This is a genomic window from Shinella sp. H4-D48, assembly GCF_022637395.1.
In the GTDB taxonomy this organism is placed as follows: domain Bacteria; phylum Pseudomonadota; class Alphaproteobacteria; order Rhizobiales; family Rhizobiaceae; genus Shinella; species Shinella sedimenti.
The window spans coordinates 2,291,082-2,317,642 of record NZ_CP093337.1; the positions used below are offsets into that span (position 1 = coordinate 2,291,082).

A 26,561-nucleotide genomic window follows, 5' to 3' on the forward strand; every position below is an offset into this window, starting at 1 on the left:
TCCCGATCCTACGCCCTGCGGCTGACGACGGGGCCCTTGGCCGAGCCGAATTCCGCCAGCACCGTTTCGCCGGCAATCGCCGTCTGTCCGACGCTGACGCGCGGCTGGACGCCGGCCGGCAGGAACACGTCGAGGCGCGAGCCGAAGCGGATGAGGCCGAAGCGCTCGCCCGCGTCCAAATGATCGTTCATCGTGCTCCAGCACAGGATGCGGCGCGCGACGAGGCCGGCAATCTGCACGACGCCGATTTCACCATGCGCGCTTTCGATGACGAGGCCGTTACGCTCGTTCTCCTGGCTTGCCTTGTCGAGGTCGGCGTTGAGGAATTTGCCCGCGCGATAGGCGACGCGCGAGATGCGGCCGCGCATGGGCGCACGATTCACATGGCAGTTGAAGACATTCATGAACACCGAAATCCGCAGCATCGGCTGGTCGCCCAGCTCTAGTTCCACCGGCGGCGTCATCAAGGCGATGGCCGAGACACGGCCGTCAGCCGGGCTGATGACGAGGTCGTCGTCCTGCGGCGTCAGGCGCTCGGGATCGCGGAAGAAATAGGCGCACCAGGCAGTGAGGACGAAGCCGATCCACATCAGCGGCGTCCAGAGCAAGCCCAGCAGAAGCGAGACGACAAAGAAGCCGGCCACGAACTTCCAGCCCTCCCGATGGATCGGCACCAGGGTGCTGCGGACTGTATCGACCAAACTCATTTTTCGACATCTCCTGACAATTTCACGCCATCGACCTAGCGTGAAATGGCGATGGGGGCAATGTTTAGGGAAAGGTGATAGGCAGTCGACAATAGGAATCAGGGGAAAAGCGATCGCCCTTCCCCCCTGTTGCCCGCTCCGGCTGCCTGATCCCTGATCCTACTCCGCCGCAGGGGCGCCGCGCACGATGATGCCGAGATCGTCGCTCTCGCGCACCTGCTTGAGGCGTTCCTCGGCCTGCACGGCCTCGCGCTGGCGGTTCCACATGGAGGCGTAGAGGCCGTCGTCACGCTGCATGAGTTCGCCATGGGTGCCGCGCTCGGCAATCGCGCCGTCCTTCAACACGATGATCTCGTCGGCGGAAATGACCGTGGAAAGGCGGTGGGCGATGACCAGCGTGGTGCGGTTTTTCGAGACGATGTCCAGCGCCGCCTGAATTTCCTGTTCCGTGCGGGTATCGAGCGCGGAGGTCGCCTCATCGAGGATGAGGATGGGCGGGCTTTTCAGGATGGTGCGCGCGATGGCGACGCGCTGCTTCTCGCCGCCCGACAATTTCAGGCCGCGCTCGCCCACCATCGCCTTGAAGCCTTCGGGCAGCTGGTGGATGAACGGGCCGATCTGCGCGGCCTCGGCGGCGGCCACCACCTCCTCCTGGCTTGCATCGGGCCGGCCATAGCGGATGTTGTAGGCGATCGTGTCGTTGAACAGCACGGTATCCTGCGGCACCATGCCGATGACATGGCGCAAGCTCTTCTGCGTGACGTCGCGCACATCCTGCCCGTCGATGGTGATGGAACCCTCCTGCACATCGTAGAAGCGATAGAGCAGCCGCGACAGGGTGGACTTGCCGGCGCCAGACGGGCCGACGACCGCGACGGTCTTGCCGGCGGGCACGTCGAAGGAGACACCCTTGAGGATAGGCCGCGCGGGATCATAGGCGAAATGCACGTCGCGGAAGGAGATGGCGCCGGAGGAGATGACGAGATCGGCGGCGCCCGGCTTGTCCTGCACCTCTTCCTCAACCTCCAGGAGATCGAACATCTGCTCGATATCCGTCAGGCCCTGGCGGATTTCGCGATAGACGAAGCCGATGAAGTTGAGCGGAATGGCCAGCTGGATCAGCATGGCATTGATGAAGACGAAGTCGCCGAGTGTCTGATCGCCGCGCTGCACGGCGAACGCCGACATCGCCATCATGACCGCCATGCCGATGCCGAAGATCAGCGCCTGGCCGAAGTTCAGCCAGCCGAGCGAGGTCCAGACCTGGGTCGCGGCCTTCTCGTAGCGCTCCATGGACTGGTCGAAGCGGCGGGCCTCCATATCCTCGTTGCCGAAATACTTCACCGTCTCGAAGTTCAGGAGCGAATCGATGGCCTTGGTGTTGGCCTCGGTGTCGCTGTCGTTCATCGAGCGGCGGATGGAGATGCGCCAGTCGGAGGCGCGAACCGTGAACCAGATGTAGAGCCAGACCGTGACGGCGGTGACGAGCAGATATTGCAGCCCGTAGCCCCACCAGAAGATGGCGGCGGTCATCAGGAATTCGATGAAGGTCGGCACGCTGTTGAGGATCGTGAAGCGCACGATCGTCTCGATGCCCTTGGTGCCGCGCTCGATGACGCGCGAAAGGCCGCCGGTGCGCCGCTCCAGATGAAAGCGCAGCGACAGGCGGTGCAGGTGGACGAATGTGCGGTAGGCAAGCTGGCGAACCGCATATTGCCCGACGCTGGCAAACAGCGCATCGCGCAGCTGGTTGAGGCCGGCCTGCAGGATGCGCGCGCCGTTATAGGCGAGCACCAGCATGACCGCGCCGAGCATGAAGACCGGCAGCAGGCCGACGGCGTCTGGCTTGCCGTTCAGCGCATCCGTCGCCCATTTGAAGAAATAGGGCACAAGCAGCAGCACGACCTTGGCGGCGAGCAGGAAGACCGAAGCCCACACAACCCGCATCTTCAGGTCGGGCCTGTCGGAGGGCCACATATAGGGCCAAAGGTTGACCAGCGTCCGGAGCGGATTGCTGCTATCGGCCGAAACCGTCTTTTTCGTCGTCGTCGCCACGCTGGCCTCCGCCGAACCATATGCAACGGTTCGGTCTTTACGTGCTGGAATTGCTCTAATGAAAAGACGGCGCCCTTTCGGGCGCCGTCCGTGTGAGATAGGTCCTCGCCGGCCGCTTCGCAACCGCCGGCGGGAAATTGTCAGGCATCAATTGCCGCGCACATGCTTGCGGTGCATCTCCTCGGCAGCCGCATCCGTTTCCACGGTCTTGTCGGGGATGCCGAAGACCTGGCCGGGGATGATGCGGTCCGGATCGGTGATCTGGTCCTCGTTGGCGAGGTAGATCGTCGTATAGCGTACACCCTTGCCGTAGATGCGGCGGGAGATCTGCCACAGCGTATCACCGCGACGGATGATGACGGAGGTCTTGCTGGCCTGAAGCGGCGCCTGCTCAACCGTTTCCGGCTCCTCGGCCGCGGCCTCGCCGCCCGCCGGGGTGGCTGCCGTATCGGTGCCAGCCGTTTGCGCGGACGTGGCGCCGGCCGTCGTCGCGACCGCGCCTTCGGTCGTCGTTTCCACGGCGCCGGCAGCGGCGCTGAGCGAGGGCATGCCCTCCAGCGCCACAAGCGCCTGACGGTAGGCCTCCGGGGCCGCCCCGGCCGGAACGGCCGCCAGACGGTCGAGCGCGGTGGAGGCCCAGCCCTTCAGCTTCTCGATTGCAGCAGCAACGTCGCCGGTCGTATTGGCCGGAACGGTGAAGCCGACGATCTTGTCCAGGGCTGCCTCCAGCGCGGAGCGGCCGGTCTGGATTTCCGCCGCCGTGGCGTTGCGGCCATCGGCGAAGAGGGCGACGAACTTCTGGTGGATCGCCGCGGTCTGCTCGACCAGCGCCTCGATGGAGCCGTCAGCCGCAGCCGCGACATTCTCGGCCATGGTCTGTGCCTTCTCGATGGCCGGCGCGAGCGCGTCCGCCACAGCCGTCTCGATGGAGCCGAGCGCAGCACCGACGGCAGCAGCGTCCGTCGGCAGTGCACGCAGGCGGGCAAGCGCATCGGCGGCAGCGGCCGAGGCCTTGGCGGCCATCGTGCGTGCGGCGTCGCCCTCTTCTTCGCCCGGCTTGAACTCGGCCAGTGACTTCAAGGCGATTTCCGTCGCCGAGCGGGCTGCGGCCAGCTGTTCGGCGGAGGGAACCGCACCGTTGGCGTAGAGGCCCTTGAGCAGGGCGAGCGCCTTGTCGGCATCGCCGCGCAGCTTGTCGAAGGTACCACCGCCGATCAGGCCGAGCGTGGCGTCGGATGCGCCCGTCGGATTGTCCTGCGCCACGACGGCGGCGACCTGCTCACCTTCGGGACGATCGAACGGCACGGAGGCGCGGAACTCGACCTTGTCGCCATCCGCGCTCATGACGTCAGCGCGGATCGTGTGGCGGCCGACCGAAAGATCGATCGTGCCGTCGGCCACATAGCGCCCCTGCTCGTCCGCCTTCGTCTCTCCGACGAGCGTGTCGTCAGCATAGAGACGGATCAGCGCACCCGGCTTGGCCGTGCCGGCGATGAACATGCGCCGGCCTTCCAGCTCGACGGCCGAAACACGGGCCTGAGCTTCCTTGGCAACAGCCTCGGGCGCAGAGGCCGTCGCGGCCTCGCCGGACGTTTTCGCTGCGGTATCAGAGCCATTCGCGGTTTCGCCTGCTGCCGGCTGGTCGCTGCTGGCGGTGCCCACATCCGCTGACGCCGTCTCGGTCGCCGGCTTGTCGGCCGTTTCACCGGCCGGCGTGGTGGTTGCGGTTTCGGCGGCATTACCGGCCGTGTCGGTCTGCGGAACCGTGATCAGGCGGCTCGCCTCGCCGGGGCGCGAGACCATGGCGAGCAGATCGCCCGCGCCGTCCTTGGGCACGGAAACGGTCGCGACCTCTTCGGAGGTCTTCGACGTGCCCTTGTCGTCCTTCGTGTTGAGGGAAAGCTGATAGTCGCCTGCGGCGAGCGGCTGGTCGAAGACGGCAGCGAAATCGCCGGAAGGGCCGATATCGGCCGTGCCGACGACCGTATCGCCGTTCTTGATCTCCAGCTTGGTGTTCGGCTGGCCGCGGCCTGCAATGACCGTGGAGCCGTCCGGCTCGACGCGCAGCACGTCGAAGGACGGCGTGACCCAGTCTTCACCCGGCGCGTCCGGCGTCGCATCCGCCTTGGCGGTTTCCTGCGTGGCGGTCGCGTCCTGCGCCGGGCTGGCCTCAGCACTTGCGGCACCGTCTGTCGCGGCGGCCTCGCCGGCGGCTTCGGTCGTGCCGCGCGCCTGCTTGCCGGCTGCCGTCGTGGTTTCACTACCACCCGCGGCCGGTGTCTCGCTTGCAGTCGAGACGGTGGTTTCAGCCGGCTTGTCCTTGTTCATGTTGGGCAGCACGAAGAAAACCATGAGCAGCGTTGCCGCCGCCAGCACGATCAGAGCCACCAGGCCGGTCTTGTTCTTCATCATCAACTCTCTCTCTGTCCCGGTTTCCCGGTGAGTTCCCTGCCCGAATTGCTACCGATTCCCGATGGCTCGCACAAGGTTTGCAGTCTCCCGGAGCCTCCCATGCGCGCATTTTCCGTCATTATCCTTGACGGGCCCGTGGTCGGGTGGCTGAATCGGCCCATGAGCGAACATTCAATGCCGATTCGATCCGTCTGCGTTTACTGCGGTTCCCAGCCGGGACGCGATGCGTCCTATGTCAATGCCGGGCGCAGCCTGGGCAAGGCCATGGCGGAAAACCATCTCCGCCTCGTCTATGGCGGAGGCACCAAGGGGATCATGGGCGCCGTCGCCAGCGGCGTGCTCGCCCATGGCGGCCGTGTCACGGGTATCATACCGCAATTCTTGATCGATATGGAGGCCACGCGGCATTCGCTCGGTCAGCTCAGCGAACTGATCGTCACGCCTGACATGCACGAGCGCAAGCACAAGATGTTCGAGCGCTCCGATGCCTTCGTCGCGCTGCCCGGCGGCATCGGCACGCTGGAGGAAATCGTCGAGATCATGACCTGGGGGCAGCTCGGCCGCCACCGCAAGCCGATGATCTTCGCCAATATTGGCGGCTTCTGGGATCCGATGCTCAAGCTCATCCGCCACATGGCGGACGAAGGCTTTATCCACACCGCCCATCTCGTGCAGCCGCTCGTCATCGACGAGCCTGAGGAGATCGTCTCGACCCTGCTCGAACATTGGGCGAGCCAGGTCGACCGCGAGGGCGAAGCGGAAATCATCGCCCGGCTCTGACGGGTCTTCCTTCACCACGCAGTTCCATCATGGCCGGGCACGTCCCGGCCATTGTCTTTCGGTCGGGCGAAAAGCCGTTCGCCCTATTCCGCCGCCTTGATTTCGGCGGCCGCCAGGCGGCGGTTGCGCGCGCTGCGCAGCATGGGGCCCGAATAGATGAAAAGTGCCGCCCAGATGAAGACGAAGGCGATGAGCTTGACCGTACCGAAAGGCTCGCCGAAGGCGAAGACCGCGATGATGAAGATCATTGTGGGCGCGATGTACTGCATGATGCCGATGGTGGAGAGGCGCAGGAGCTTGGCGCCATTGGCATAGATCATGAGCGGGATCGCGGTGACGACGCCGCAGGACAGCAGCCACAGCACATCCGCCATGCCGGTGTCGCCGAAATGGCCCTGCCCCGTGGATTCCAGCCAGATGATGTAGCCGATAGCCGGCACACTGAGGATCAGCACCTCCAGGAAGAAGCCCTGGTTCGGGCCGATGGGCAGCGCCTTTCGGCAGAAGGCGTAGAAGGCCCAAGACACGCACAGCCCCAACGACACCCACGGCAGACCTCCGGCATCGAATGCCAGAATGGCAACCGCAACGGCGGCCAGCGCAATCGCCACCATCTGCGCCCGGTCCAGCTTCTCCTTCAGCAGAACGGCGCCAAGGAAGATCGAAAACAGCGGATTGACGTAATAGCCCAGCGCCGTCTCGATGGCGCGACCGGCACCGATGGCCCAGACATAGATGCCCCAGTTGATGGTGATGAGCACCGCCGTCAGCGTCGCCATGGCGATCATGCGCGGCGAGCGCAGCGCCACCTTGATGTCGCCGGTGCGCCCCAGCCAGACGAGGACGAGGCCGGCGAGCGGCACGGACCAGATGATGCGATGCGCGACCACCTCGGCCGCCGGGATATGCGCCACCGCCTTCATGAAGAACGGCAGGAAGCCCCACAGGAGATAAGCTGTCAGGGCGAAGGCGAAACCGCGCGGCGAATCGCCGGTTTGCGGGCCGCTGGAGGAGTTTGCGTCGGCCATGGGTGTCACTTCCCGTCGATTTATGGATTTTTCGACGGGAATACTCTAACCGCGATGAATGTACCAATTCATTCCGGTGAAGGGATGATGAGCGGCATTGAACCTGCCGCCCGCTTTACTCCGCCGCGGCCTTGCCCGCCTCACCCCGGTTCTTCAGGAGCTTGTAGACGATACTGTCCATCAGCGCCTGGAAGGAAGCGTCTATGATGTTGTCGGAGACGCCGACCGTCCACCAGCGCGCGCCGGAAGCATCGGTCGATTCGATAAGGACGCGGGTGATGGCCTCGGTGCCGCCGTTGAGGATGCGCACCTTGTAGTCCGCCAGTTCCAGATCGGCGATTTCGGACTGGTACTTGCCGAGGTCCTTGCGCAGTGCGAGGTCGAGCGCATTGACCGGGCCGTGGCCCTCGGCCACCGACATCATGGTCTCACCGTCGACAATAAGGCGCACCACGGCCTCCGAGACGGTCTTGAGCTGGCCGTTCGCGTCGTAGCGGCGCTCGACCATCACGCGAAAGCTCTCGACATGGAAGAAATCCGGCACTGTGCCGAGCGTGCGGTAGGCCAGGAGCGCGAAGCTCGCATCCGCACCCTCATAGGCATAGCCGGTGGCCTCGCGTTCCTTGACGATCTGGATGAGGCGATCGAGCTTCGGATCGTCCTTGGCGACGGTAATGCCACGCAGCTTCAACGCATTGATGAAGTTCGCCTTGCCGCCCTGATCCGACACCATGACCTTGCGCAGGTTGCCGACGCTTTCGGGCGTAACATGCTCATAGGTGCGCGGGTCCTTGAGGAGCGCGGAGGCGTGGATGCCGGCCTTGGTGGCGAAGGCGGAGGCGCCGACATAGGGCGCCTGATGATCGGGCGAGCGGTTCAGCAATTCGTCGAAGGTGTGCGACAGCTTGGTGAGGCCCGCCAGCATGTCGGTGTCGATGCCGATGTCGAAGCGCTGGGCATAGGTCTCCTTCAGCGCCAGCGTCGGCACGAGTGTCACGAGATTGGCGTTGCCGCAGCGTTCGCCGATGCCGTTCAGCGTGCCCTGGATCTGCCGCACGCCCGCCTCGACGGCGGCGAGCGTGTTGGCGACGGCCTGTCCGGTGTCGTTATGGGCGTGGATACCGAGGTTCGCGCCCGGGACGCCGGCGGCGATGACCGCCTCGACGATGGCGCGCACCTCGGCCGGCTGCGTACCGCCATTGGTGTCGCACAGCACGACCCAGCGCGCGCCCGATGCGAAGGCCGTCGTGGCGCAGGCCAACGCGTAGCCAGGGTTAGCCTTGTAGCCATCGAAGAAATGCTCGCAGTCTATCATCGCCTCGCGGCCGGAAGCGACGACCGCCTTGACCGATTCGGCGATGCTCTCGAGGTTCTCCTCGTTGGAACAGCCGAGCGCCACGCGCACATGATAATCCCAGCTCTTGGCCACGAGACAGATCGCGTCGCTTTGCGAATCGAGAAGGGCTGCAAGGCCCGGATCATTGGAGGCGGAAATGCCGGCGCGCTTCGTCATGCCGAAGGCGACGAATTTTGCGCGTGCGGTGCGTTTCCTTGCGAAGAACGCCGTATCGGTCGGGTTGGCGCCGGGATAGCCGCCCTCGACATAATCCAGGCCGAATTCGTCCAGCATGCCGGCAATCGCGATCTTGTCCTCGACGGAAAAATCGATGCCCGGTGTCTGCTGGCCATCGCGCAGCGTGGTGTCGAAAAGGTAGATACGGTCTTTTTTCATCTGTTCCCTCCCTGGGAACCGTCTGTCTTACTGTTTGCCCGCGAACTTGTCCGTCGCGTAGATCAGGCGATCGAGGATGCCGGGCTCGGAATAGGCGTGGCCAGCGCCCTCGATCAGGTGAAACTCAGCCTCCGGCCAAGCCTTGTGCAGGGCCCAGGCATATCTGGCCGGGCACGGCATGTCGTAGCGGCCATGCACGATGACACCGGGAATGCCGTCGAGCTTGCCCGCGTCGCGCAGCAGCTGCCCCTCCTCCATCCAGCCGGCATTGACAAAGAAATGGTTCTCGATGCGCGCGAAAGCGTGGGCGAATTCGTTCTCGCCGAACTTGTCGCTGGTCGACGGCTCGGGCAGCAGGGTGATCGTCTCGCCCTCCCACAGGCTCCAGGCCCTGGCGGCGGCAAAACGCGTCGCCTTATCGTCGCTGGTCAGGCGGCGATGGTAGGCATGCATCATCTCGTGGCGCTCCTCCGGCGGGATGGGCGCGATGAAGCGCTCCCACTTGTCCGGGAACATTTCCGAGACGCCGAACTGGTAGTACCAGTCGAGCTCGCCCTTGGTGAGCATGTAGATGCCACGCAGGACGAGTTCGGAGACGCGCTCAGGATGTTTTTGCGCATAGGCGAGCGCCAGCGTGGAACCCCAGGAGCCGCCGAAGACCTGCCACTTCTCGGCACCGGCCATTTCGCGCAGCCGCTCGATGTCCTCGACCAGGTGCCAGGTCGTGTTGGCGTTCAGCTCCGCATGCGGCGTGGACCGGCCGCAGCCGCGCTGATCGAACAGGGTCACGTCGTAGAGGGCGGGGTCGAACAGGCGGCGGTGGCTCGGGGAAAACCCGCCGCCGGGGCCGCCGTGCAAAAACACGGCCGGCTTGGCACCCGGCGTTCCCGAACGTTCCCAATAGATGACATGACCATCACCGACATCGAGGTGGTCGGACGCATAGGGTTCGATCTCGGGATAGAGGCCGCGCAGGGTATCGCTCATAATTTCAGTCCGTGTTCAGGCCAGTTTTCGGTTTCGTAATCGGGATGCTGGAAGGAGATGATCCCCTCCTGCTGACTGTAATAGTCCGGGTCGTCGTGAACAGGGGCGGCAAAGATTTGCTCCACCCAGGGCAGCCGCGAACCGTAGTTCACCTGGATCTGCGGGGCGAGGTCGCTGCGGTCGTCGAAGGCGCCGATGGCGATCTCCACACCGCCGGGATGCTTGTAGGTCAGCGGCGTGCCGCATTGCGGGCAGAAGCCGCGGGCGATGTTGATCGAGGACTGGAAATAGGCCGGCTCGCTGCGCGGCCATTCCACCTCGCCCTTGACCGTGACGAGCGGACCGAAGAAGCCGCCGAACTGCTTCTGGCACATGCGGCAATGGCAGATCGACGGGCGGCCGAGCGCGCCCCGGATGCGGAAGCGCACGGCACCGCACTGGCAACCTCCGGTTCTCATTTCCTGCTCTTCCTTGCTCATGACGATATCCTTCAACGGTAGGAGGAATAAACGACGACGGCGACCACCACCGCGGTGATCAGCACCAGCTTGGCGGCGATGAGATAAAGCCATTTACGCGGAAAGCCGAGGTCCGGCCGCGGATCGGTCATCGACGATCCTCCGGCGGCCATTCATCGGTATCGTGGTCCGGATGCTGATAGGAAACGAGATCGGCGAGGAAGGAGGCGGCGTCCTGATCGGCCATCGTGTCCTCGCCCGGCAGGTCGGGGATCGTATCGACATAGGGCAGCTTCGCCTCGATGCCCCACTGGATGCGAGGGGCGATCGCGGCGGGATCGTCGAAGGCGGCAATGGTCAGCGCCACGCCATCCGGCGCCTCATAGGTCAGCGGCGTGCCGCAATCAGCGCAGAAACCGCGATAGCCGTGGTTCGACGAGCGGAAGCGTTTCGGTTCGCCGCGCGTCCAGCTGAGCGCCGCGTCGCGCACGGAGACCAGCGGCAGATAGAAATTGCCGCTCGCCTTCTGACACATGCGGCAATGACAGACCGACGCATCGCCAAGCGCGCCCTCGACGCGAAAGCGCACCGCCCCGCACTGGCAGCCGCCGGTGTGAACGGATGTGGTCACCTCTTCACCTCCCACGTCGTCACGCGTTCGCCGGTTTGCGGGTCCTTGCCGTCCTTGAGCTGGATGCCCTTGGCCGCGAGGTCGTCGCGGAGTTTGTCGGCTTCGGCAAAATTCTTGGCCTTCAGCATTTCGAGACGGAGCTGGATGAGGCTTTCGACGCTGTCTTCCAGCGCCTTGGAGACCTCGGCCTTCTTCGGCAGGACCCCGAGAAGCTCGGCGCTGGCTGCGAAGACCGGCAGCATCAGCGGGTCGTTGTTGGCGCATTGGGCGAGCGCGTGCAGTGCCTGTACTGCGCCGACGGTGTTAAGATCATCGAGAAGGGGCGCGAGCACGGTCTCGTCCACCCTGCCTTCCGCCGGGTTGCCGCCGGCCGGCCATTTGGCGAGCAGGCGCTCGGCCTCCTCCAGCCGCTTGACGGAGAAGTCGATCGGCTCGCGATAATGGGTCATCAGCATGGCAAGCCGAAGCACCTCGCCCGGCCACTTGCGGCCGCCGAATTTTTCTTCGTGCAGCAGTTCGTAGATGGTGACGAAGTTGCCTTCCGACTTCGACATCTTGCGGCCTTCGACCTGTACGAAGCCGTTGTGCATCCAGACATTGGCCATGACCTTCGTGCCATGGGCGCAGCGCGACTGGGCGATCTCGTTTTCGTGGTGGGGAAAGATCAGGTCGAGCCCGCCGCCATGGATATCGAAGACCTCGCCGAGATAGGCGGCCGACATGGCGGAGCATTCGATATGCCAGCCCGGACGGCCGCGGCCCCAAGGCGAATCCCAGCCGGGCTCCTCCGGCGAAGACAGCTTCCAGAGCACGAAATCACCCGGATTCTTCTTGTGCGTATCGACCGCCACGCGGGCGCCGGCCTGCTGCTCATCGAGATTGCGTTTGGAGAGCGCGCCGTAATCTTCCATGGAGCGCGTGTCGAACAGGACTTCGCCATTGGTTTCATAGGCATGGCCGCGTTCGATGAGACGTTGAATCAAGGTGATCATGTCCACCTTTCCATCCTCGCGCGGCGAGACGAACTCGGTGGCGCGGGGCTCATGCGTCGGCGGCATGGCGCCGAGGCGGACGATATCCTCGTGGAACTGGTTTGCCGTCTTTTCCGTCACGCGGCGGATCGCCTCGTTGAGCGATAAGGTACCTTTCTCGATTTCCGGGCCGAAATCGCGCAGCGCCCGGGCGTTGATCTTGTCGTCGACGTCGGTGATGTTGCGCGCATAGGTGACATGGCTTTCGCCATAGACATGGCGCAGCAACCGGAACAGCACATCGAAGACGATGACAGGGCGCGCATTGCCGATATGCGCGAAATCGTAGACCGTCGGGCCGCAGACATACATGCGCACGTTTTGCGGATCGATGGGCGCAAGCGGCGCCTTGGTGCGCGTGAGCGTGTTGTACAGCGTCAGGACCGGCTTTTCGGCCATTAGAATCTCCCAAAATGCAGAAACCCGGCTGGCCGGGTCGTTGTCATCCAGGGATTTTGGGGGACGAAAACGGCCGAGCCAGCGCGTGCGCTAGCGAATAATGCTCCGGCGAAGGCAGAGTACCGTTTTCATGGTGTGCTTTATTGCGCCCCGCAGGCGTCCGGTCAAGCGGGTGCGGGCGCGCTGGCGCGAAAATCCTGCCCTTCCCTGTTCCCCAGGTGACTCGCCGCCAGTCAGGGCCATGCGAGAACAGGTCTTCACCGCCCGAAGAGGAGCCGCAGGATGAAGACCGACAGGAGACAGATCGACCTCGCAGAACGCTATAATCCGCTTGCCATGCGCGCCGTTCTGGCAGCGGTCATGCTTGCCCGAGCGCGTCCGCGAACCACCCGCTGATTGTGTGCGCCCGTCACAATTGTTGATCGAAAACAACATGCTTTCAGTAGTTTGCCGCAGAGCGATCAAATTTCGGGCAGAATTCGGCCGGAAGGCTGCGTTAAATTCATAGCTCATAGAGAGCGGCGACCGGAGGGAACACACGGGGCTGCCTCGCCAACCGAACTGAGGAGAACGAGATGTCGACCGCCAAAACCCAGCCTGCTCCGCAAGGCGCCACGAAGGAAAGCCTGCAGACGCGCTACAAGCCGCTCGGCCTGCGCGCCGTGGTTGCGGCTACGCAGTGCAAGCCGGAGATCAAGAGCGCGGATACGGACAGCAAGCGCGACCTGCCCGCCGTGCTTCGGTCGCTGCACGACTGAGCGGATGCAGATCAGAACAGCGAAAGCTGATCGGATGAAGGGGGCGCGTCAGCACCCTTGTTCTTTTGCGGCGGCGGCGGTTCAATGACCTCCTCGACCGGTTCGAGGATATCAGGCCCCATATTGGCGACCTTGTTGACCTTGTCGGAGACCGGGATCGCCTCGAAGAAACCGTCGTCGATCGGCTTCATCAGATCCAGAACATCGCGCGGCTCCTGCGTCTTGCAGTCGAGCCAGCGGGAAAAGTCCTCCGGACGGATGACGACGGGCATGCGATCATGAATACGGGCGACGTCGGTGTTGGCCGCCGTGGTCAGGATGGCGCCGGTATCGACCTCCGATCCGTCCGCAGAGGACCAGGTTTCCATCAGCCCGGCAAAGGCGACGATCTCGCCCTTCTTCGGGCGGATGAAATAGGCTTGCGACTTCGCGCCCTTCTCCGGTGGCCGGCGCCACTCAAAGAACCCCGTCGCCGGCACGAGGATGCGGCGGTGGCGCATGGCGGCCTTGAAGGACGCCTTGCCGATGGCCGTCTCGGCGCGGGCATTGATAAGCAGCGGGAACTCGCGCGGGTCCTTGACCCAGCCAGGCATGAAGCCCCAGCGCACCAGCATGGCCTTGCGCTCCGGGAGGTTGCTGCCCTTCTCCTGCCGCTCGCTTGCCACCACGATGACGATCGGCTGCGTCGGCGCAATATTGTAGCGCTCCGTCAGATCGTCGATCTCGGCAAGACTGAAGAATTCGCGCGCAAGATCGGTCTTGGCCAGCAATGCAAATCGTCCACACATGGCGTCGTCATCGCACTTTGCCTATAAGGGGTCAATGAAGCGCCAGCGAACCGGATCACGATGACGACGCCCAGGATATCCAAGCCCGCCTCCTCCGCCATTCTCGAGCGCGACGGCCGCTATTTGCTCGTGCTGCGCAGCAAGCCGCCGTCGAAGGCGATGTATGCCTTTCCCGGCGGGCGCGGCGAACCGGGCGAGACGGCCTCTGAAACGGCACTGCGCGAACTGGCCGAGGAAACCGGTATTCACGGCGAGAATCCTCAACTCTTCGCCACCTATGACCTGTCCGGTCCCGAAGGCGCGCCCGGCAGCCTTTCCTTCTTCCTTTCGGTCTTCAAGGTGAACGCCGATCCGCAGGCCGTTGCCGTCGCATCCGACGATGCCGCGAGCGTCGGCTGGTACACGGCCGCAGAGATCGCCACCATGCCGGCACCCGATAGCGTGCGAGACTGCATCGCACGGCTGGAGGCCGAAAGACTGGGGATCAGCGCATGATTCGGCTTCTTCTCCTGCTCAGCCTTGCGCTGGCCACACCGGCGCTTGCCCAGAAGGCGAAGGGCGACACATCGGCCGCGACGCCGGCGACCCCAACCGTGGAGGAAAAGCCGGCTCCCTATGACGAGCGGCTGGAGCGCCTTTCGGAAATCCTGGGCGCGGTGCACTATTTGCGCAATCTGTGCCTGGGACAGGCGGAGGACAACTGGCGCGCCGACATGCAGCGCCTGATCGACATGGAGGCGGCGGGCGAGCCGAAGCGGCAGGAAAAGCTGACGGCCGCATTCAACCGTGGATACAGGTCCTTTGCCGCCATCTATACCGCTTGCACCGACTCGGCAGTTGTCGCAGAAGAGAGATACCGTAACGAAGGTGCAACACTTGCCACAGAAATAACCGCACGCTTCGGAAATTAGGGATTAATTAACCCCTTTTTACCTGACCCAGTGCCGTTTTGGGAAAAGGCTGCTAAGGTCGTTAACAGAGCAGTAAGAACTGAATGCCGCGCATGGACCGATTGATGGAACCTACTCTCAACGATATCGACGAGATGATCGTGCACGAGAAGATGCAGGCCGCTCTGGAATACCAGAACGAAGCCTGGGCCGACGGAATGGCAGACGGTATCGAGCCGGAAATCATTGCCGATGCGGCGATCGCGCTCGCGCTTCGCGAGACGATACGCACCCAGGGCGAACGCGGCGCGGAAGCGATGCTCGACGCGCTGCGCGAGCGCATGCTCGCCGGAGAGTTCTCCCCCGAGCGTATCCTGCAATAGGCTGGAATTTTGATCATGCGCATATCGACGGACGGTAAAACGCTGCTTCGCAGCAGCCTCATCGTATTGTCGGCGCTGTTTGCAACAATGGCGCTCACCCTGCCCGCACGCCCCGCCTTCGCACTCAGCGAGCTGAAGAAGGAAGAGGGCGAGCTTCCCCAGAAGCCCGCCGAGGGCGAAAAGGCAGCTCCCGTTGAGGAAGAGCAGGAAAACGCCGCTCCGGTCGAACTGCCGCAGCCCGATCCGCTGATCCGTAAGCGCGATTCGGTGACGGAACCCACGGACGAGCCCGCCGTCACCGACGACAAGCCCGCCGAAGAGGAACCGCAGGAACCCGTCGAAGTCATCTACGACATCGAGAAGGCGCCCGAACCGGTGCGCCGCATGCGCCAGCTGATTGTCGAGGCCGCTGCTTCCGGCGATATCGAACGCCTGCGCCCGCTGCTCGGCAAGGGCGTGACCGAAACGCAGGTCTCCATGGTCGAGAGCCAGGAAGGACCGGTCGAGACCCTCAAGGGCCAGTCCGGCGATTCCGACGGCATCGAGGTCCTCGCCATCCTGCTCGACGTGCTGGCGACGGGCTATGTCCATGTCGGCCAGGGAACGCCGGATGAAATGTATGTCTGGCCCTATTTCACCGCCAAACCGCTCGCCGGCCTCACGCCGCCGGAAAAGGTGGAGCTGTTGCGCATCGTCACCGCCGGAGACTTCGCCGACATGCAGGAATTCGGCAGCTACAACTTCTACCGCGTTGGCATTGCGCCCGACGGCCAGTGGAAGTTCTTCGTGACAGGCGACTAAGGGGCGGACGGCCTCACCTATAAAGCCGCCAGCCAGACGTGGCGCGGATCAGCCTTCGCGATGCACGCTTTCAGCCAGCGGCGGCGGTCCTTGCCAAGCATGGGAACGGTGCGGGCAAAATCGGCCTCGTCCTTCTCCCGCCGGTATTTCGCCTTGAACAGCAGGACGGCCTCCGGCGCGAGATAGGGAATGCCGTCCGCAGTGACCTGCACCATTTCGCAGCGCGAGCGCCGGATCGACGGATCGCGCTTGTAGATCCAGGTCTGCGGCGTGCCCTCCTCCAGCATCATATCCGCCCGCCAGCAGCCGGCCGCGACGTCCTCACACCAGACCTGTGCGATATCGGCAGGCGGCGCTTCGTCCCGCAGCAAAGGCCGCACCTCCCCGTTTCCCACAGCGTGAAAGCGCAGGCCTGTCAACGCATGGCGAAACAGGGAAAATTCTGCGCGCAATACGGTAAACTCGATGTCTTCATGCGGCCGCGTCTCAGCGCCGTGCCACAGGTCGAGCGCCCAGCCACCGACGACGCACCACGGTCGCTTGACGCCGGAAACCCTGCGCGCCAATTCCTGCGGGTGCCAGGCACACCAGGCATCGTGCGGGATTGGGGATGTTTCGCTCATGACTTCGCTTTCGATTGGGAGGCTGTCATAGCGGCTTTGCACGGCGCGGCAAGAGGCCTGACCTTGCGAAAGGCGCCCGGCCGTTCTACCTCTGTTTCGATAGGTGCATCGACGCACCGCCTGCGCCGGACGTTTCCCGGCGCGCGAGATATCTGGATTTTGCCATGCCTTCCGTCACGCTTTCCGGCCGCGCCTTTCTCCACATTTCCGGCAAGGATGCCGAGACCCTCCTGCAATCGCTGATCACCACCAATCTGCCCGAGTTGGCCGAGGGCGAGATCAGGCCCGGTGCGCTGCTGACGCCGCAGGGCAAGATCCTGTTCGATTTCCTGATCCGCCGCAATGGCGAAGGGGCCTTCCTGCTCGAGACGAGCGCCGACCAGCGCGATGCACTTCTCAAGCGGCTGACCATGTACAGGCTGCGCGCCGCCGTCGACCTTACGGCCGTGGACGGCGACAGCGTGAAGGTGGCCTGGGATGAGGCTGAAGCCGGCGCGCCGCGCGACGGCCGCTTCGCCAAGGCCGGCATCGCCCTCTCGCGCACACCTGGCGCGACGGGTAGCGACGATCCCGCGCTCTACGATCTCCTGCGCATCGAGGCGGGCCTGCCGGAAGCCGGCCGCGACTATGCGCTGTCGGACGCCTTTCCGCACGACGTGCTACTCGATCTTACCGACGGGGTTTCGTTCCGGCAGGGTTGTTATGTCGGCCAGGAGGTCGTCTCGCGTATGCATCATCGCGGCACGGCGCGCCGCCGTCCGGTCATCGTCAAGGGCGAAGTGGCGCTGCCCGACACCGGCACCGAGCTCATGGCCGGCGGAAAGCCGATCGGCACGCTCGGCAGCGTCGCCGGCACACTCGGCCTTGCCGTCGTGCGCATCGACCGCGCGGGCGACGCTATCCAGTCCGGCACGCCGATCACCCTAGACGGCGCGCCCGTGACCGTTGAACTACCGCACTGGACCGGCCTCACCTTCCCGCAGGATGCCGCGGAGGCTCCGGCACCATGAGCGGAACGGTGCGCGCCAAGGCCGAGCCGCGCGCCTGGCAGCGCATGCTGTCTGGCCGCCGCCTCGACCTGCTCAACCCCTCGCCGCTCGATGTCGAGCTTTCCGACATCGCCCACGGGCTTGCCCGTGTCGCGCGCTGGAACGGCCAGACCAACGGCGACCATGCCTTTTCCGTCGCGCAGCACTCGCTGATCGTCGAAACGATCTTCCGCCATCAGAACCGCTCAGGCGTGGACGAATGCCTGATGGCGCTGTTGCACGATGCGCCGGAATATGTGATCGGCGACATGATTTCACCGTTCAAGGCGGTGGTCGGCGGTGGCTACAAGACCGTGGAGAAGCGGCTGGAGGCCGCCGTGCACCTGCGTTTCGGCCTGCCGCCCGTGACGCCCGCTGCCTTGAAAACCAAGATCAAGAAGGCCGATCAGGTCGCCGCCTTCTTCGAGGCCACCGAGCTTGCCGGCTTCTCCCATGCGGAGGCCGTGAAATTCTTCGGCGCGCCGCGCGGTATCACGCTCGACATGATCGATATCGTCCCCGTTCCCGCGCTGGAAGCGCAGCGGCTGTTCTGCGCGCGGTTCGAAGCGCTGGAACAGGAACGCGGCCTGATCGCCGCGGCGGTGTGACGATGGGCACGATCATCGTTGCGCCACTCGGTAAGATCGCGGAACTCGCCGTGCGCCACCGCTGCCGGGAAATGCTGAGCCTGATCGCGCCGCAGCAGAATTTCCACCGACCCGCCGTCATTGCCGGGGAGCGCCACCTCATCCTCGGCGTCAACGACATCGCCTTTGCCGGCACCGGCAGGCTCGTGGCGCCGGGCGAAGAGCATGTCGACGCCATCATCGCCTTTGCGCGTGGATGGGACTGGCAGGCGCCGCTTCTGGTGCATTGCCAGATGGGCGTCTCCCGCTCGCCGGCCGCCGCCCTCATCGCAGCACTCGCGGTGGCGCCGGATCAGGACGATCACGACCTTGCGCAGCGCCTCAGGCGCGCCTCCGTTCAGGCGACGCCCAATGCACGCCTTATCGAGATCGGCGACCGGATGCTGGGCCGCAGCGGACGGCTGGTGGCCGCCGTCAAGGCGATCGGCCGCGGTGCGGACTATGTCGGCGACAGCCCCTTCTCCTTCTCCGCCATGCCGGAGCCTGTCGCGCCATGAGCGAGACCCGCGCCCGCCCGCCGGTCGAGATCGGCCTCAATGCAGCGGTGGTCGCGATCTCGGGTGGCCGGCCGTCCATTCTGGCGATTGGCGGCGAAGGGCCCGACAGCCGCGACGCGCTGCCCTTCGGCCCCTTCGATCCGCGCCAGCACCGCACTTTCGAAACGAGCCTCCGGGCGAGCGTCGAGGCGCAGACCGCGCTGAAACTCGGCTATATCGAGCAGCTCTACACCTTCGGCGACCGGGGACGGCAGAAGCTGCCCGACGAGGCCGGCACGCATATGGTGTCGGTCGGTTATCTCGCGCTCACGCGCACCGATGCGGAGGCGACGGAGCAGTTGGCCGAAGCCGGTGCGACCTGGCGCGACTGGTACAGCTATCTGCCGTGGGAGGACTGGCGGCAAGGCCGTCCTGCCGTGATCGACCAGATCATCCTGCCCGCGCTGAAAAGCTGGGCGGCCGAGCCGCCGCTGGAGGAGCGCATTGGCACCATGCCTTCACCGCGCACCCGCATGCGCCTCGCCTTCGGGCTCGACGACTTTCCCTGGGACGAAGAGCGCGTGCTCGAGCGCTACGAACTGCTCTATGAGGCGGGGCTTGCCGAGGAGGCCGTAACCGACGGGCGCGGTACATCCTGTGTCAGCGCCCCGGGCGTGGCCATGCGGCACGACCATCGCCGCATCCTTGCCACCGCCATGGCGCGCCTGCGCGGCAAGATCAAATACCGCCCCGTCATCTTCGAGCTGATGGCGCCGGAGTTCACCCTCACCGAGTTGCAGGCGAGCGTCGAGGCGATCTCCGGGCGGCACCTGCACAAGCAGAACTTCCGCCGACTGGTGGAAGGCGCCGAACTCGTGGAACCCACCGGCGGCTCCACATCCGCGACGGGCGGGCGCCCCGCCGCCCTCTTCCGCTTCCGCCGCCGCATTCTGGAAGAGCGGCCGGCGCCGGGTCTCAAGGTCGGCATGCGCTAGGCGACGGAACCAGGGGAACCTATCGCTTGCACTGACATTTGGCCCTTCAACATCAAAACGTGGAAGGGCTCATGGAACAGCAGGTCAACGAAGCCGTCGTCGCAACGCGTGCCGCACTCACTCAAGCGAGTGCCATGGCCGTGCAATATTCCTTTTCCATTCTCGGCGCGGTCGTGCTGCTTCTGCTCGGGTGGTTCCTGTCGCGCATCCTGCACAGCTGGGCGCTGAACGGGCTTAAACACGTGCGCGGCATCGATACCACGCTCGCGCATTTCTTCGCAAACGCGCTGCGCTACGCCGTCCTTATCCTCGTCTTTGTCACAGTGCTCGGTCAGTTCGGCGTGCAGACGGCGTCGATCATCGCCGCCCTCGGCGCCGCCGGCCTCGCCATCGGCCTGGCCCTGCAAGGCACGCTGCAGAATATCGCGGCCGGAATCATGCTTCTGGTGCTGCGGCCGTTCCGGGTGGGGGAATATATCCAGACCAAGGACGTTTCCGGCACAATCACCGAAGTCGGTCTGTTCGCCACCGAGCTGAAAACCAGCGATGGACTGTATCTCCTGGCGCCCAACTCGACTCTGTGGAACACGCCCGTCACCAATTTCAGCCGCGAGCGAATCCGCAAGCACGACCTTGAAGTGACCGTGCCGGGCGACCGGGACATCGACGACGAGATCGCGCGCCTGCTGTCGATTGCGCAGGAGGACCCGATGATCGAGAGCGTGCCCGCCCCGCAGGTCTTCGTCGACAGCGTGAGCGACAGCGCCGCGACCCTGAAACTGCGCTACTGGGTGTCTACGCCGCAATGGTTCAAGATTACCAGGGACATGAACCGCCGGGTGCGGATCGCCTTCGGCCAGAAGGTGGCCGGGCCGGAGCCGGATGCCGCCCCGGCCGCCTGATCTCCAAAGAATTTCCGGCGAACACGGGTTCGCCAGAAATGACTTCTCTGCTTCTTTTCCGAGCATCCGACGCAAAGGACCCTGCGCCGGATGGGCAACGCTTAGCGGATTACCGCGCAGGCGAGCCGATCGCCCGCGCCGCCGGCGGGATCCGTGCGGTTGTCATCCGAGCCTGCATGCACGATCAGCGCACGGCCACGAATTCCACGCTCCTTGTCGTCGAGGCGGACCAGCGTGGAATAGATCTGGGCGCGCATGACGCCATCCTCCGCAACGTACTGGTTCGGCAGGTCGCCGGCATGCGGGCCGTTGGCGGCCAGGAAGCCGTGTTCCTTCTCATCGGGATTGAAGTGGCCGCCGGATGCCTTGTGGCCTTCGGCATGGTCATCGCAGTTGCCCGTTTCGTGAACGTGCAGCGCAACCCATTTGCGCGGCTCCAGGCCTGAGACCTCGACTTCGAACAGCACGCCGCCACTTGCTGCCGTGAGATGGGCGCGGCCGGTCTCCTTGCCGGACTTGTCGACGAAATCTGCCTGGGCCGTGTTTCCGGCCTGCTGGGCGAGCGCTGGCGAACCCAGCGCCACGGTGCTCGCCGCGGCGGCGAGTGCAAGAATTTTCAACATGATACGTCCGTCCGGTTGGTTGGTCATGGAACCGGAACGCATCGTGCGTGAGGGTGTTCCGCCTTTTCAGCCGACGACGACGTCGAGGCCGATATCGAGCGTCGGCGCCGCCATGGTAATTTTGGACGTCGAGATATAGTCAACGCCGGTCTCGGCAATGGCGCGGATCGTCTTGAGGTTGACGTTGCCCGACGCCTCCAGCTTCACCCGGCGCGGATCAGCCGCATAGGTGGCGTCTGTCAGACCCGCGCAATCGCGGTTGATCTCGACGGCGCGGTAGAGCAGTTCCGGCCCCATATTGTCGAGAAGCACCACGTCGGGCTGCGCCTCCAGCGCTTCCTCCAGTTCCTCCAGCGTCGTTACCTCGACCTCCACCTTGACGAGATGACCGGCGAAGGCGCGGGCGGCGCGGATGGCGGGCGCGACGCCGCCGGCAACGGCGATGTGGTTGTCCTTGATGAGGATGGCGTCGTCCAGGCCGTAGCGATGGGAGGAGCCGCCGCCCATGCGGACGGCATATTTTTCCAGCGCCCGCAGGCCCGGAATGGTCTTGCGCGTGCAGCAGACCTTTGCCTGTGTATGCGCGATCTCCTGCGCGAAATGGCCGGTGTGGGTGGCAACACCACACAGATGCATCAGAAAATTCAGCGCGACGCGCTCGGCCGACAGCACGGCGCGCGCCGGGCCGGATACCGTCGCGATCACCGTGCCGGGTTCGAGACGGTCGCCATCCTTCACAAAGGCCTCGAAGCGGATTTCGGGGTCCATCAACCGGAACGCCGCGCGCGCCAGATCGAGCCCCGCGACGATGCCCTCCTCCCGCGCATTGAGCTCCGCCGTCGCCGTCATATCCGGCGCGATCGTCGCCTGGCTCGTGATATCGCCCGCCCGGCCGAGATCCTCGACCAGCGCCGCGCGCACCTGCTCCTCGACCATCAGCGGGGAGAGAACGGGAAGATGGGGCGTGGTCATGGGCTTGTCCTGTTCAGATCATGGATGCGCGGCAGCTTACGCCGCCTTCGTTTCGGAGAGTTCGGCGACGACACGGTCGGCATCGGCGAGGGTCAGGAAGGTGCGGTGCTTCCAGCTTGCCTTCTGCTCGGAGAAATCGGAGCGGAAGTGGCCGCCGCGGCTTTCCTCGCGCAGATAGGCGCCGGTCGCGATCAGCTTGGCGGTCGTGACGATATTGTGGAAGCGCATGCGGGTGTTTTCGCGCTCCAGCGCGGCTATGTCGCGGATCGCGGTCATCAGGCCCTCGCGGGTGCGGATAACACCGACATGATCGCTCATCAGGCGGCGCAGACGCTTGAGCGCCGCGCTATCCTCAATGGTGACGAGATCGTCGCTCTCGCCGGCATTCTCGCCCCAGTCGTTGAGCTTGGGCTCGGGCAGCATGCCCTTGATGTTTTCGGCGATGCGAGCGGCAAAGACGACGGCTTCGAGCAGCGAGTTGGAGGCAAGGCGGTTGGCGCCGTGCACGCCCGTCGAGGTGACTTCGCCGGCTGCCCAGAGGCCATCGATCGAGGTGCGGCCCTCGGCATCCGTCAGCACGCCGCCCATATGATAGTGTACGGCCGGTACGACGGGGATGGGCCGGGTGACGGGATCGATGCCGGCGGCAATGCAGGATGCGTAGACGGTCGGGAACATTTCCGGGAAATGCGCGCCGACGGCCTTGGTGCAATCAAGGAAGGCACCGCGGCCGGCCTGGACCTCCGCGAAGACGCCGCGCGAGACGATGTCACGCGGCGCGAGTTCGCCATCCTCGTGGATATCGAGCATGAAGCGATGGCCGGCGGAATTGACCAGATGGGCGCCGTCGCCGCGCAGGGCTTCGGTGGCGAGCGGCGCGGGATCACGGCCGATATTGATGGCTGTGGGGTGGAACTGCACGAATTCCGGATCCGCGATGATGGCCCCGGCACGCGCCGCCATGCCGACGCCCTGCCCGCAGGCCTCCCACGGATTGGTGGTGACGGCGAAGAGATGGCCAACACCGCCCGAGCACAGCACAACGGCGCGGGCGGGGAAATGCACGCGCCGCTTCGACTGGCCGGCATCCGGCCGCGCGACAACGCCGGAAATGAAGCGGCCCTCGCGCACCAGCTCCTCGACCACATAGCCTTCCAGCACGCGGATCGACGGAGTGTTACGCACGGCCGCGATGAGCGCTTCCATGATGGCCTTGCCGGCCATGTCGCCCTTGACGCGCACGATGCGGCGCTCGGAATGGGCCGCCTCGCGCGACAGCAGGAGCTTCCCCTCGAGGTCGCGATCGAAGGGCACACCGTATTCGAGCAGATCATGGATGCGCGCGGGGCCTTCGGAGACCATGAAGCGTGCCATCTTCTCATCGACGATGCCGGCACCGGCTTCAAGCGTATCGGCAACGTGCTTGTCGAAGGTATCGCCGGGGCTCATGGCCGCCGCGATGCCGCCCTGCGCCCAGGCGGAGGAAGCGCCCTGCCCGATGGGCGCGGCCGCGAGAATCGTCACGGGCCGCGGCGCGAGCTTCAGCGCGCAGAACAGACCTGCCAGACCGCCACCGACGATGACGATATCGTCGATACCGTTCCAGGATTGCGGGCGAAAACTATCCATGGGCATGTTTTACTCCTCCAGCGCGTCGGCCCCGTCAGCTTGCCCCTCACCTGCCTGACGGCATCCTCTCCCCGCAAGCGGGGAAAGGGGCGATGGGGTTCACCGTTCTGCCCCTTCACCCCGCCTGCGGGGAGAAGGTCCCGGCAGGGGGATGAGGGGCCGCGCGAACGTTGCGTGCGCTTCCTACTGCTTAAGGTTCACCATCCGCTCGACGGCGAGGCGGGCGCGGTCGGCGATCGCCGGGTCCACCACGACCTCCTCCGTCATGTTCACCAGGCTGTCGAGGATCTTCGGCAGCGTGATCCGCTTCATGTGCGGACAGAGATTGCACGGCTTGACGAAATCGACGCCGGGCAAGTCGGCTTGGATGTTGGAAGCCATGGAGCATTCGGTGACGAGCAGGACGCGCGCGGGGCGGTTGTCCTTCACATAGTTGATCATGCCCGCCGTGGAGCCCGCGAAATCGCACACGGCGATGACATCAGGATGGCATTCCGGATGCCCGATGATCTCGATGCCGGGATGGGCTTCCTTGTAGGACAGCAGTTCCTGTGGGGTGAAGCGCTCATGCACCTCGCAATGGCCCTTCCAGGTCAGGATCTTCTTGTTCGTCTGCTTGGCGACGTTCATCGCCAGATATTCGTCGGGGATGCAGAGAACGGTGTCGCTCTCCAGGCTTTCGATGACGGCCAGCACATTGGACGAGGTGCAGCAGATATCCGTCTCCGCCTTCACATCGGCCGAGGTGTTCACATAGGTGACGACGGGCACGCCCGGATAGCGCTCCTTCAGGAGCCGCACATCCGCGCCGGTGATCGAGTCCGACAGTGAGCAGCCGGCCCTGGCATCGGGAATGAGAACGGTCTTTTCCGGGTTGAGGAGCTTGGACGTCTCGGCCATGAAGTGCACGCCGCACTGGATGATGATCTCAGCATCGACCTTGGTGGCGTCACGGGCGAGTTGCAGCGAATCGCCGACGATATCGGCAACGCAGTGGAAGATCTCGGGCGTCTGGTAGTTGTGCGCCAGGATGACCGCGCCGCGCTCGCGCTTCAGCCGGTTGATGGCGGCGACATAGGGCGCATAGACCGGCCATTCGAAGGCGGGAATGAACTGCTTGACCTTCTCGTACAGGTGCTCCGTCTCGCGGGCGATTTCCGGCGTGAAGGTGAGGTCCGGTTTTTCAAGGATGCCGAAGCGCTCCGCTGCGGTGAGCGGGCGCGGTGCATCGGCTGCCGACGCATGCTGGGCCAGAACGGTCATGGAACCCTCCTCTTCCACCGCCCTCCGGCGGCGCCGCCATTTTGCTCAAAGTGAGCATAATGGTCTTAAAACAAAACCGGCATGGCCGGTGGTTCTGATTTAAAAACTTTTGTGACGGTTTGCAAGGAGCGGCGCCCGAAATCCTCGTGAAGCCGCCCTCATTTCGTTCAGGCGGCGGCCGGCCGCGGCACGGCCTTTTCCTCGATAGGCCAGTGCACGATGGCGGCAAAGATGCCGAGCACCACGCCGAGCCACCAGACCGGATCGTAGGTGCCGAAATGATCGTAGAGATAGCCGCCCATCCACACGCCGAGGAACGAGCCGACCTGGTGCGACAGGAAGACGATGCCGCCCAGCAGGCCGAGATGCTTGGTGCCGAACATGATGGCGACAAGCCCGTTGGTCGGCGGCACAGTGGAAAGCCACAGCAGGCCCATCACGATGGCGAAGATGATGACGGAGGCCGGCGACTTGGGCAGCAGGATGAAGGCGGAAACGGCGACCGAGCGGGCAATGTAGATATAGGCGAGGAAATAGGGCTTCGAGTAGCGCTGGCCGATGACGCCGGCGGCGAGCGAGCCGATGATGTTGAAGAAGCCGATCAGCGCGAGGCCGATCACTGCATAGCGCGCATCGATGCCGATATCGCCGAGATAGGCGGGGAAATGCGCGGTGATGAACGCGACCTGATAGCCGCAGACAAAGAAGCCGGACACGAGCAGCAGATAGGATCGGTGGCCGAGCGCCTCGCGCAGCGCCTCGCCGATCGTCTGCTTGTATTCGCTCGCCGCCGTGATGCCCGATGACGAGTTGCCGCGCAGCGGAATGGCGATCAGCGGCACCAGCAGCATCAGCACGCCGAGATAGACGAGACTGTCAGACCAGCCATAGGCGCTGATCAGACCCTGCGACAGCGGCGCAAAGAGGAACATGCCGGCAGAGCCTGCCGCCGTACAGATGCCGAAGGCCATGGAGCGCTGCTCCGGCGTGACATTGCGCGCGAAGGCCGAAAGCAGGATGCCGAACGAGCCCGAACCGACACCGAGACCGACCAGCACGCCGCCGCCGATATGCAGCCAGAGCGGCGAGGTACCGAGCGACATGAGGAACAGGCCGAGCGCATAGACGATGCCGGAGACCAGCAGCACCCGCCAAGTGCCGAACTTGTCGGCGATGGCGCCAAAGAAAGGCTGGCTGAGGCCCCAGGCAAGGTTCTGCAATGCCATGGCAAGACCGAAGGTCGTGCGGTCCCAGCCGGTATCCTGCAGCATGGGCAGCTGGAAGAAGCCCATCGCCGAGCGTGGACCGAAGGTGAGCACGGCGATCAGCGAGCCGGCGGCGATGATGCCCCAGGGCATGGGGCGGCTGGCGGACGGCGCTGCATGGATGGATGGGGCGGACATGACGGTCTCCAGATCAGGTTGCCGAACCTAAGCGTCGCGATCGATGAACAAAAGCGAATTTAATTGACCGAACGATCAGCCGTACTGATGGAATCCGACAGTCCTTTCCACCCTGTCAGATCGACTTGACGCCGGGCGATTTTAGGCGCATCTCCACCGC

At 64.5% G+C, this 26,561-nt stretch carries 27 protein-coding genes; 11 read left to right on the forward strand and 16 right to left on the reverse strand.

All coding sequences use genetic code 11. The features are described 5' to 3' along the window. Positions 1–8: 8 nt before the first annotated feature. The 3 genes from MNR02_RS11305 to MNR02_RS11315 form a co-directional block, all read right to left on the reverse strand. A complete protein-coding gene (locus tag MNR02_RS11305) occupies positions 9–707 on the reverse strand; it encodes a phosphatidylserine decarboxylase (RefSeq protein ID WP_241596834.1) in 699 nt (232 codons plus the stop codon). Between the two features lie 159 nt (positions 708–866). Beyond that, the gene (locus MNR02_RS11310; protein ID WP_241946841.1) at positions 867–2,762 is read right to left on the reverse strand and encodes an ABC transporter ATP-binding protein/permease; all 1,896 of its coding nucleotides are present in this window, start codon (positions 2,760–2,762) and stop codon (positions 867–869) included. Positions 2,763–2,909: 147 nt separating this feature from the next. Continuing rightward, positions 2,910–5,174: a LysM peptidoglycan-binding domain-containing protein gene (locus MNR02_RS11315; protein WP_241946842.1), complete on the reverse strand. Its 2,265-nt coding sequence runs from the start codon at positions 5,172–5,174 to the stop codon at positions 2,910–2,912. 159 nt (positions 5,175–5,333) lie between these two features. Here MNR02_RS11315 and MNR02_RS11320 point away from each other — a divergent pair, with 159 nt between their 5' ends. Next, positions 5,334–5,954 carry a TIGR00730 family Rossman fold protein gene (locus MNR02_RS11320; protein WP_241596853.1) on the forward strand — a complete coding sequence of 207 codons (621 nt, stop codon included), beginning with the start codon at positions 5,334–5,336 and terminating at the stop codon, positions 5,952–5,954. Between the two features lie 83 nt (positions 5,955–6,037). On the opposite strand, the gene rarD is transcribed toward MNR02_RS11320, so the two are convergent. From rarD to cysS, 6 genes are all read right to left on the reverse strand, one after another. Next, positions 6,038–6,982 (reverse strand): EamA family transporter RarD, encoded by a 945-nt coding sequence (gene rarD, locus MNR02_RS11325; RefSeq protein WP_241946843.1) that lies wholly within the window; start codon positions 6,980–6,982, stop codon positions 6,038–6,040. A 115-nt stretch (positions 6,983–7,097) separates the two neighbouring features. Beyond that, positions 7,098–8,714: a citramalate synthase gene (gene cimA / locus MNR02_RS11330; protein ID WP_241946844.1), complete on the reverse strand. Its 1,617-nt coding sequence runs from the start codon at positions 8,712–8,714 to the stop codon at positions 7,098–7,100. Between the two features lie 27 nt (positions 8,715–8,741). Then, complete coding sequence (gene pip, locus MNR02_RS11335) at positions 8,742–9,701, reverse strand: prolyl aminopeptidase (protein WP_241946845.1); 960 nt, start codon at positions 9,699–9,701, stop codon at positions 8,742–8,744. Next, positions 9,698–10,180, reverse strand: coding sequence for a GFA family protein (locus MNR02_RS11340; RefSeq protein ID WP_241946846.1), 483 nt, complete (start codon positions 10,178–10,180; stop codon positions 9,698–9,700). The genes pip and MNR02_RS11340 overlap by 4 nt, the downstream gene beginning before the upstream one ends. A 127-nt stretch (positions 10,181–10,307) precedes the next feature. Continuing rightward, a complete protein-coding gene (locus MNR02_RS11345) occupies positions 10,308–10,790 on the reverse strand; it encodes a GFA family protein (protein ID WP_241946847.1) in 483 nt (160 codons plus the stop codon). After that, positions 10,787–12,220 (reverse strand): cysteine--tRNA ligase, encoded by a 1,434-nt coding sequence (gene cysS / locus MNR02_RS11350; protein WP_241946848.1) that lies wholly within the window; start codon positions 12,218–12,220, stop codon positions 10,787–10,789. The genes MNR02_RS11345 and cysS overlap by 4 nt, the downstream gene beginning before the upstream one ends. A 575-nt stretch (positions 12,221–12,795) precedes the next feature. Between cysS and MNR02_RS11355 the strand changes: the two genes are divergently transcribed. Beyond that, on the forward strand, positions 12,796–12,978 hold the full coding sequence (locus tag MNR02_RS11355; protein WP_241596872.1) for a hypothetical protein: 183 nt from the start codon (positions 12,796–12,798) through the stop codon (positions 12,976–12,978). Positions 12,979–12,989: 11 nt separating this feature from the next. Here MNR02_RS11355 and MNR02_RS11360 read toward each other — a convergent pair whose 3' ends face one another. Beyond that, positions 12,990–13,766: an SOS response-associated peptidase gene (locus MNR02_RS11360; protein WP_241946849.1), complete on the reverse strand. Its 777-nt coding sequence runs from the start codon at positions 13,764–13,766 to the stop codon at positions 12,990–12,992. Positions 13,767–13,826: 60 nt separating this feature from the next. Here MNR02_RS11360 and MNR02_RS11365 point away from each other — a divergent pair, with 60 nt between their 5' ends. The 4 genes from MNR02_RS11365 to MNR02_RS11380 all read left to right on the forward strand — a co-directional run bounded on the left by MNR02_RS11365 (position 13,827) and on the right by MNR02_RS11380 (position 15,840). Beyond that, positions 13,827–14,261 carry an NUDIX domain-containing protein gene (locus MNR02_RS11365; protein WP_241946850.1) on the forward strand — a complete coding sequence of 145 codons (435 nt, stop codon included), beginning with the start codon at positions 13,827–13,829 and terminating at the stop codon, positions 14,259–14,261. Further along, a complete protein-coding gene (locus MNR02_RS11370) occupies positions 14,258–14,677 on the forward strand; it encodes a TIGR02301 family protein (protein ID WP_241946851.1) in 420 nt (139 codons plus the stop codon). Before MNR02_RS11365 ends, MNR02_RS11370 begins: the two co-directional genes overlap by 4 nt. A gap of 92 nt (positions 14,678–14,769) precedes the next feature. Then, a complete protein-coding gene (locus MNR02_RS11375) occupies positions 14,770–15,039 on the forward strand; it encodes a hypothetical protein (RefSeq protein WP_241596884.1) in 270 nt (89 codons plus the stop codon). 15 nt (positions 15,040–15,054) lie between these two features. Continuing rightward, on the forward strand, positions 15,055–15,840 hold the full coding sequence (locus MNR02_RS11380) for a hypothetical protein (RefSeq protein ID WP_241946852.1): 786 nt from the start codon (positions 15,055–15,057) through the stop codon (positions 15,838–15,840). A gap of 17 nt (positions 15,841–15,857) precedes the next feature. On the opposite strand, the gene MNR02_RS11385 is transcribed toward MNR02_RS11380, so the two are convergent. Continuing rightward, positions 15,858–16,463, reverse strand: a complete 606-nt coding sequence (locus tag MNR02_RS11385) for a nucleotidyltransferase domain-containing protein (protein ID WP_241946853.1) — start codon at positions 16,461–16,463, stop codon at positions 15,858–15,860. A 164-nt stretch (positions 16,464–16,627) separates the two neighbouring features. Here MNR02_RS11385 and MNR02_RS11390 point away from each other — a divergent pair, with 164 nt between their 5' ends. The 5 genes from MNR02_RS11390 (at position 16,628) to MNR02_RS11410 (ending at position 20,511) form a co-directional block, all read left to right on the forward strand. Next, positions 16,628–17,473 carry a folate-binding protein YgfZ gene (locus tag MNR02_RS11390; RefSeq protein WP_241946854.1) on the forward strand — a complete coding sequence of 282 codons (846 nt, stop codon included), beginning with the start codon at positions 16,628–16,630 and terminating at the stop codon, positions 17,471–17,473. Further along, complete coding sequence (locus MNR02_RS11395) at positions 17,470–18,099, forward strand: HD family hydrolase (protein WP_241946855.1); 630 nt, start codon at positions 17,470–17,472, stop codon at positions 18,097–18,099. Before MNR02_RS11390 ends, MNR02_RS11395 begins: the two co-directional genes overlap by 4 nt. 2 nt (positions 18,100–18,101) lie before the next feature. Beyond that, on the forward strand, positions 18,102–18,635 hold the full coding sequence (locus MNR02_RS11400) for a tyrosine phosphatase family protein (protein ID WP_241946856.1): 534 nt from the start codon (positions 18,102–18,104) through the stop codon (positions 18,633–18,635). Beyond that, positions 18,632–19,609 carry an NAD regulator gene (locus MNR02_RS11405; protein ID WP_241946857.1) on the forward strand — a complete coding sequence of 326 codons (978 nt, stop codon included), beginning with the start codon at positions 18,632–18,634 and terminating at the stop codon, positions 19,607–19,609. The genes MNR02_RS11400 and MNR02_RS11405 overlap by 4 nt, the downstream gene beginning before the upstream one ends. A gap of 71 nt (positions 19,610–19,680) precedes the next feature. After that, a complete protein-coding gene (locus MNR02_RS11410; protein ID WP_241596910.1) occupies positions 19,681–20,511 on the forward strand; it encodes a mechanosensitive ion channel family protein in 831 nt (276 codons plus the stop codon). A gap of 101 nt (positions 20,512–20,612) precedes the next feature. On the opposite strand, the gene MNR02_RS11415 is transcribed toward MNR02_RS11410, so the two are convergent. The 5 genes from MNR02_RS11415 to MNR02_RS11435 form a co-directional block, all read right to left on the reverse strand. After that, positions 20,613–21,131, reverse strand: coding sequence for a superoxide dismutase family protein (locus MNR02_RS11415; protein ID WP_241948861.1), 519 nt, complete (start codon positions 21,129–21,131; stop codon positions 20,613–20,615). Between the two features lie 69 nt (positions 21,132–21,200). Then, positions 21,201–22,106 (reverse strand): carboxylating nicotinate-nucleotide diphosphorylase, encoded by a 906-nt coding sequence (nadC, locus tag MNR02_RS11420; protein WP_241596913.1) that lies wholly within the window; start codon positions 22,104–22,106, stop codon positions 21,201–21,203. 36 nt (positions 22,107–22,142) lie between these two features. Beyond that, the gene (locus MNR02_RS11425) at positions 22,143–23,741 is read right to left on the reverse strand and encodes an L-aspartate oxidase (protein ID WP_241946858.1); all 1,599 of its coding nucleotides are present in this window, start codon (positions 23,739–23,741) and stop codon (positions 22,143–22,145) included. Positions 23,742–23,918: 177 nt separating this feature from the next. After that, complete coding sequence (gene nadA / locus MNR02_RS11430; RefSeq protein ID WP_241946859.1) at positions 23,919–24,998, reverse strand: quinolinate synthase NadA; 1,080 nt, start codon at positions 24,996–24,998, stop codon at positions 23,919–23,921. A 167-nt stretch (positions 24,999–25,165) separates the two neighbouring features. Then, positions 25,166–26,401 (reverse strand): MFS transporter, encoded by a 1,236-nt coding sequence (locus tag MNR02_RS11435; protein WP_241946860.1) that lies wholly within the window; start codon positions 26,399–26,401, stop codon positions 25,166–25,168. Positions 26,402–26,561: the final 160 nt, after the last annotated feature.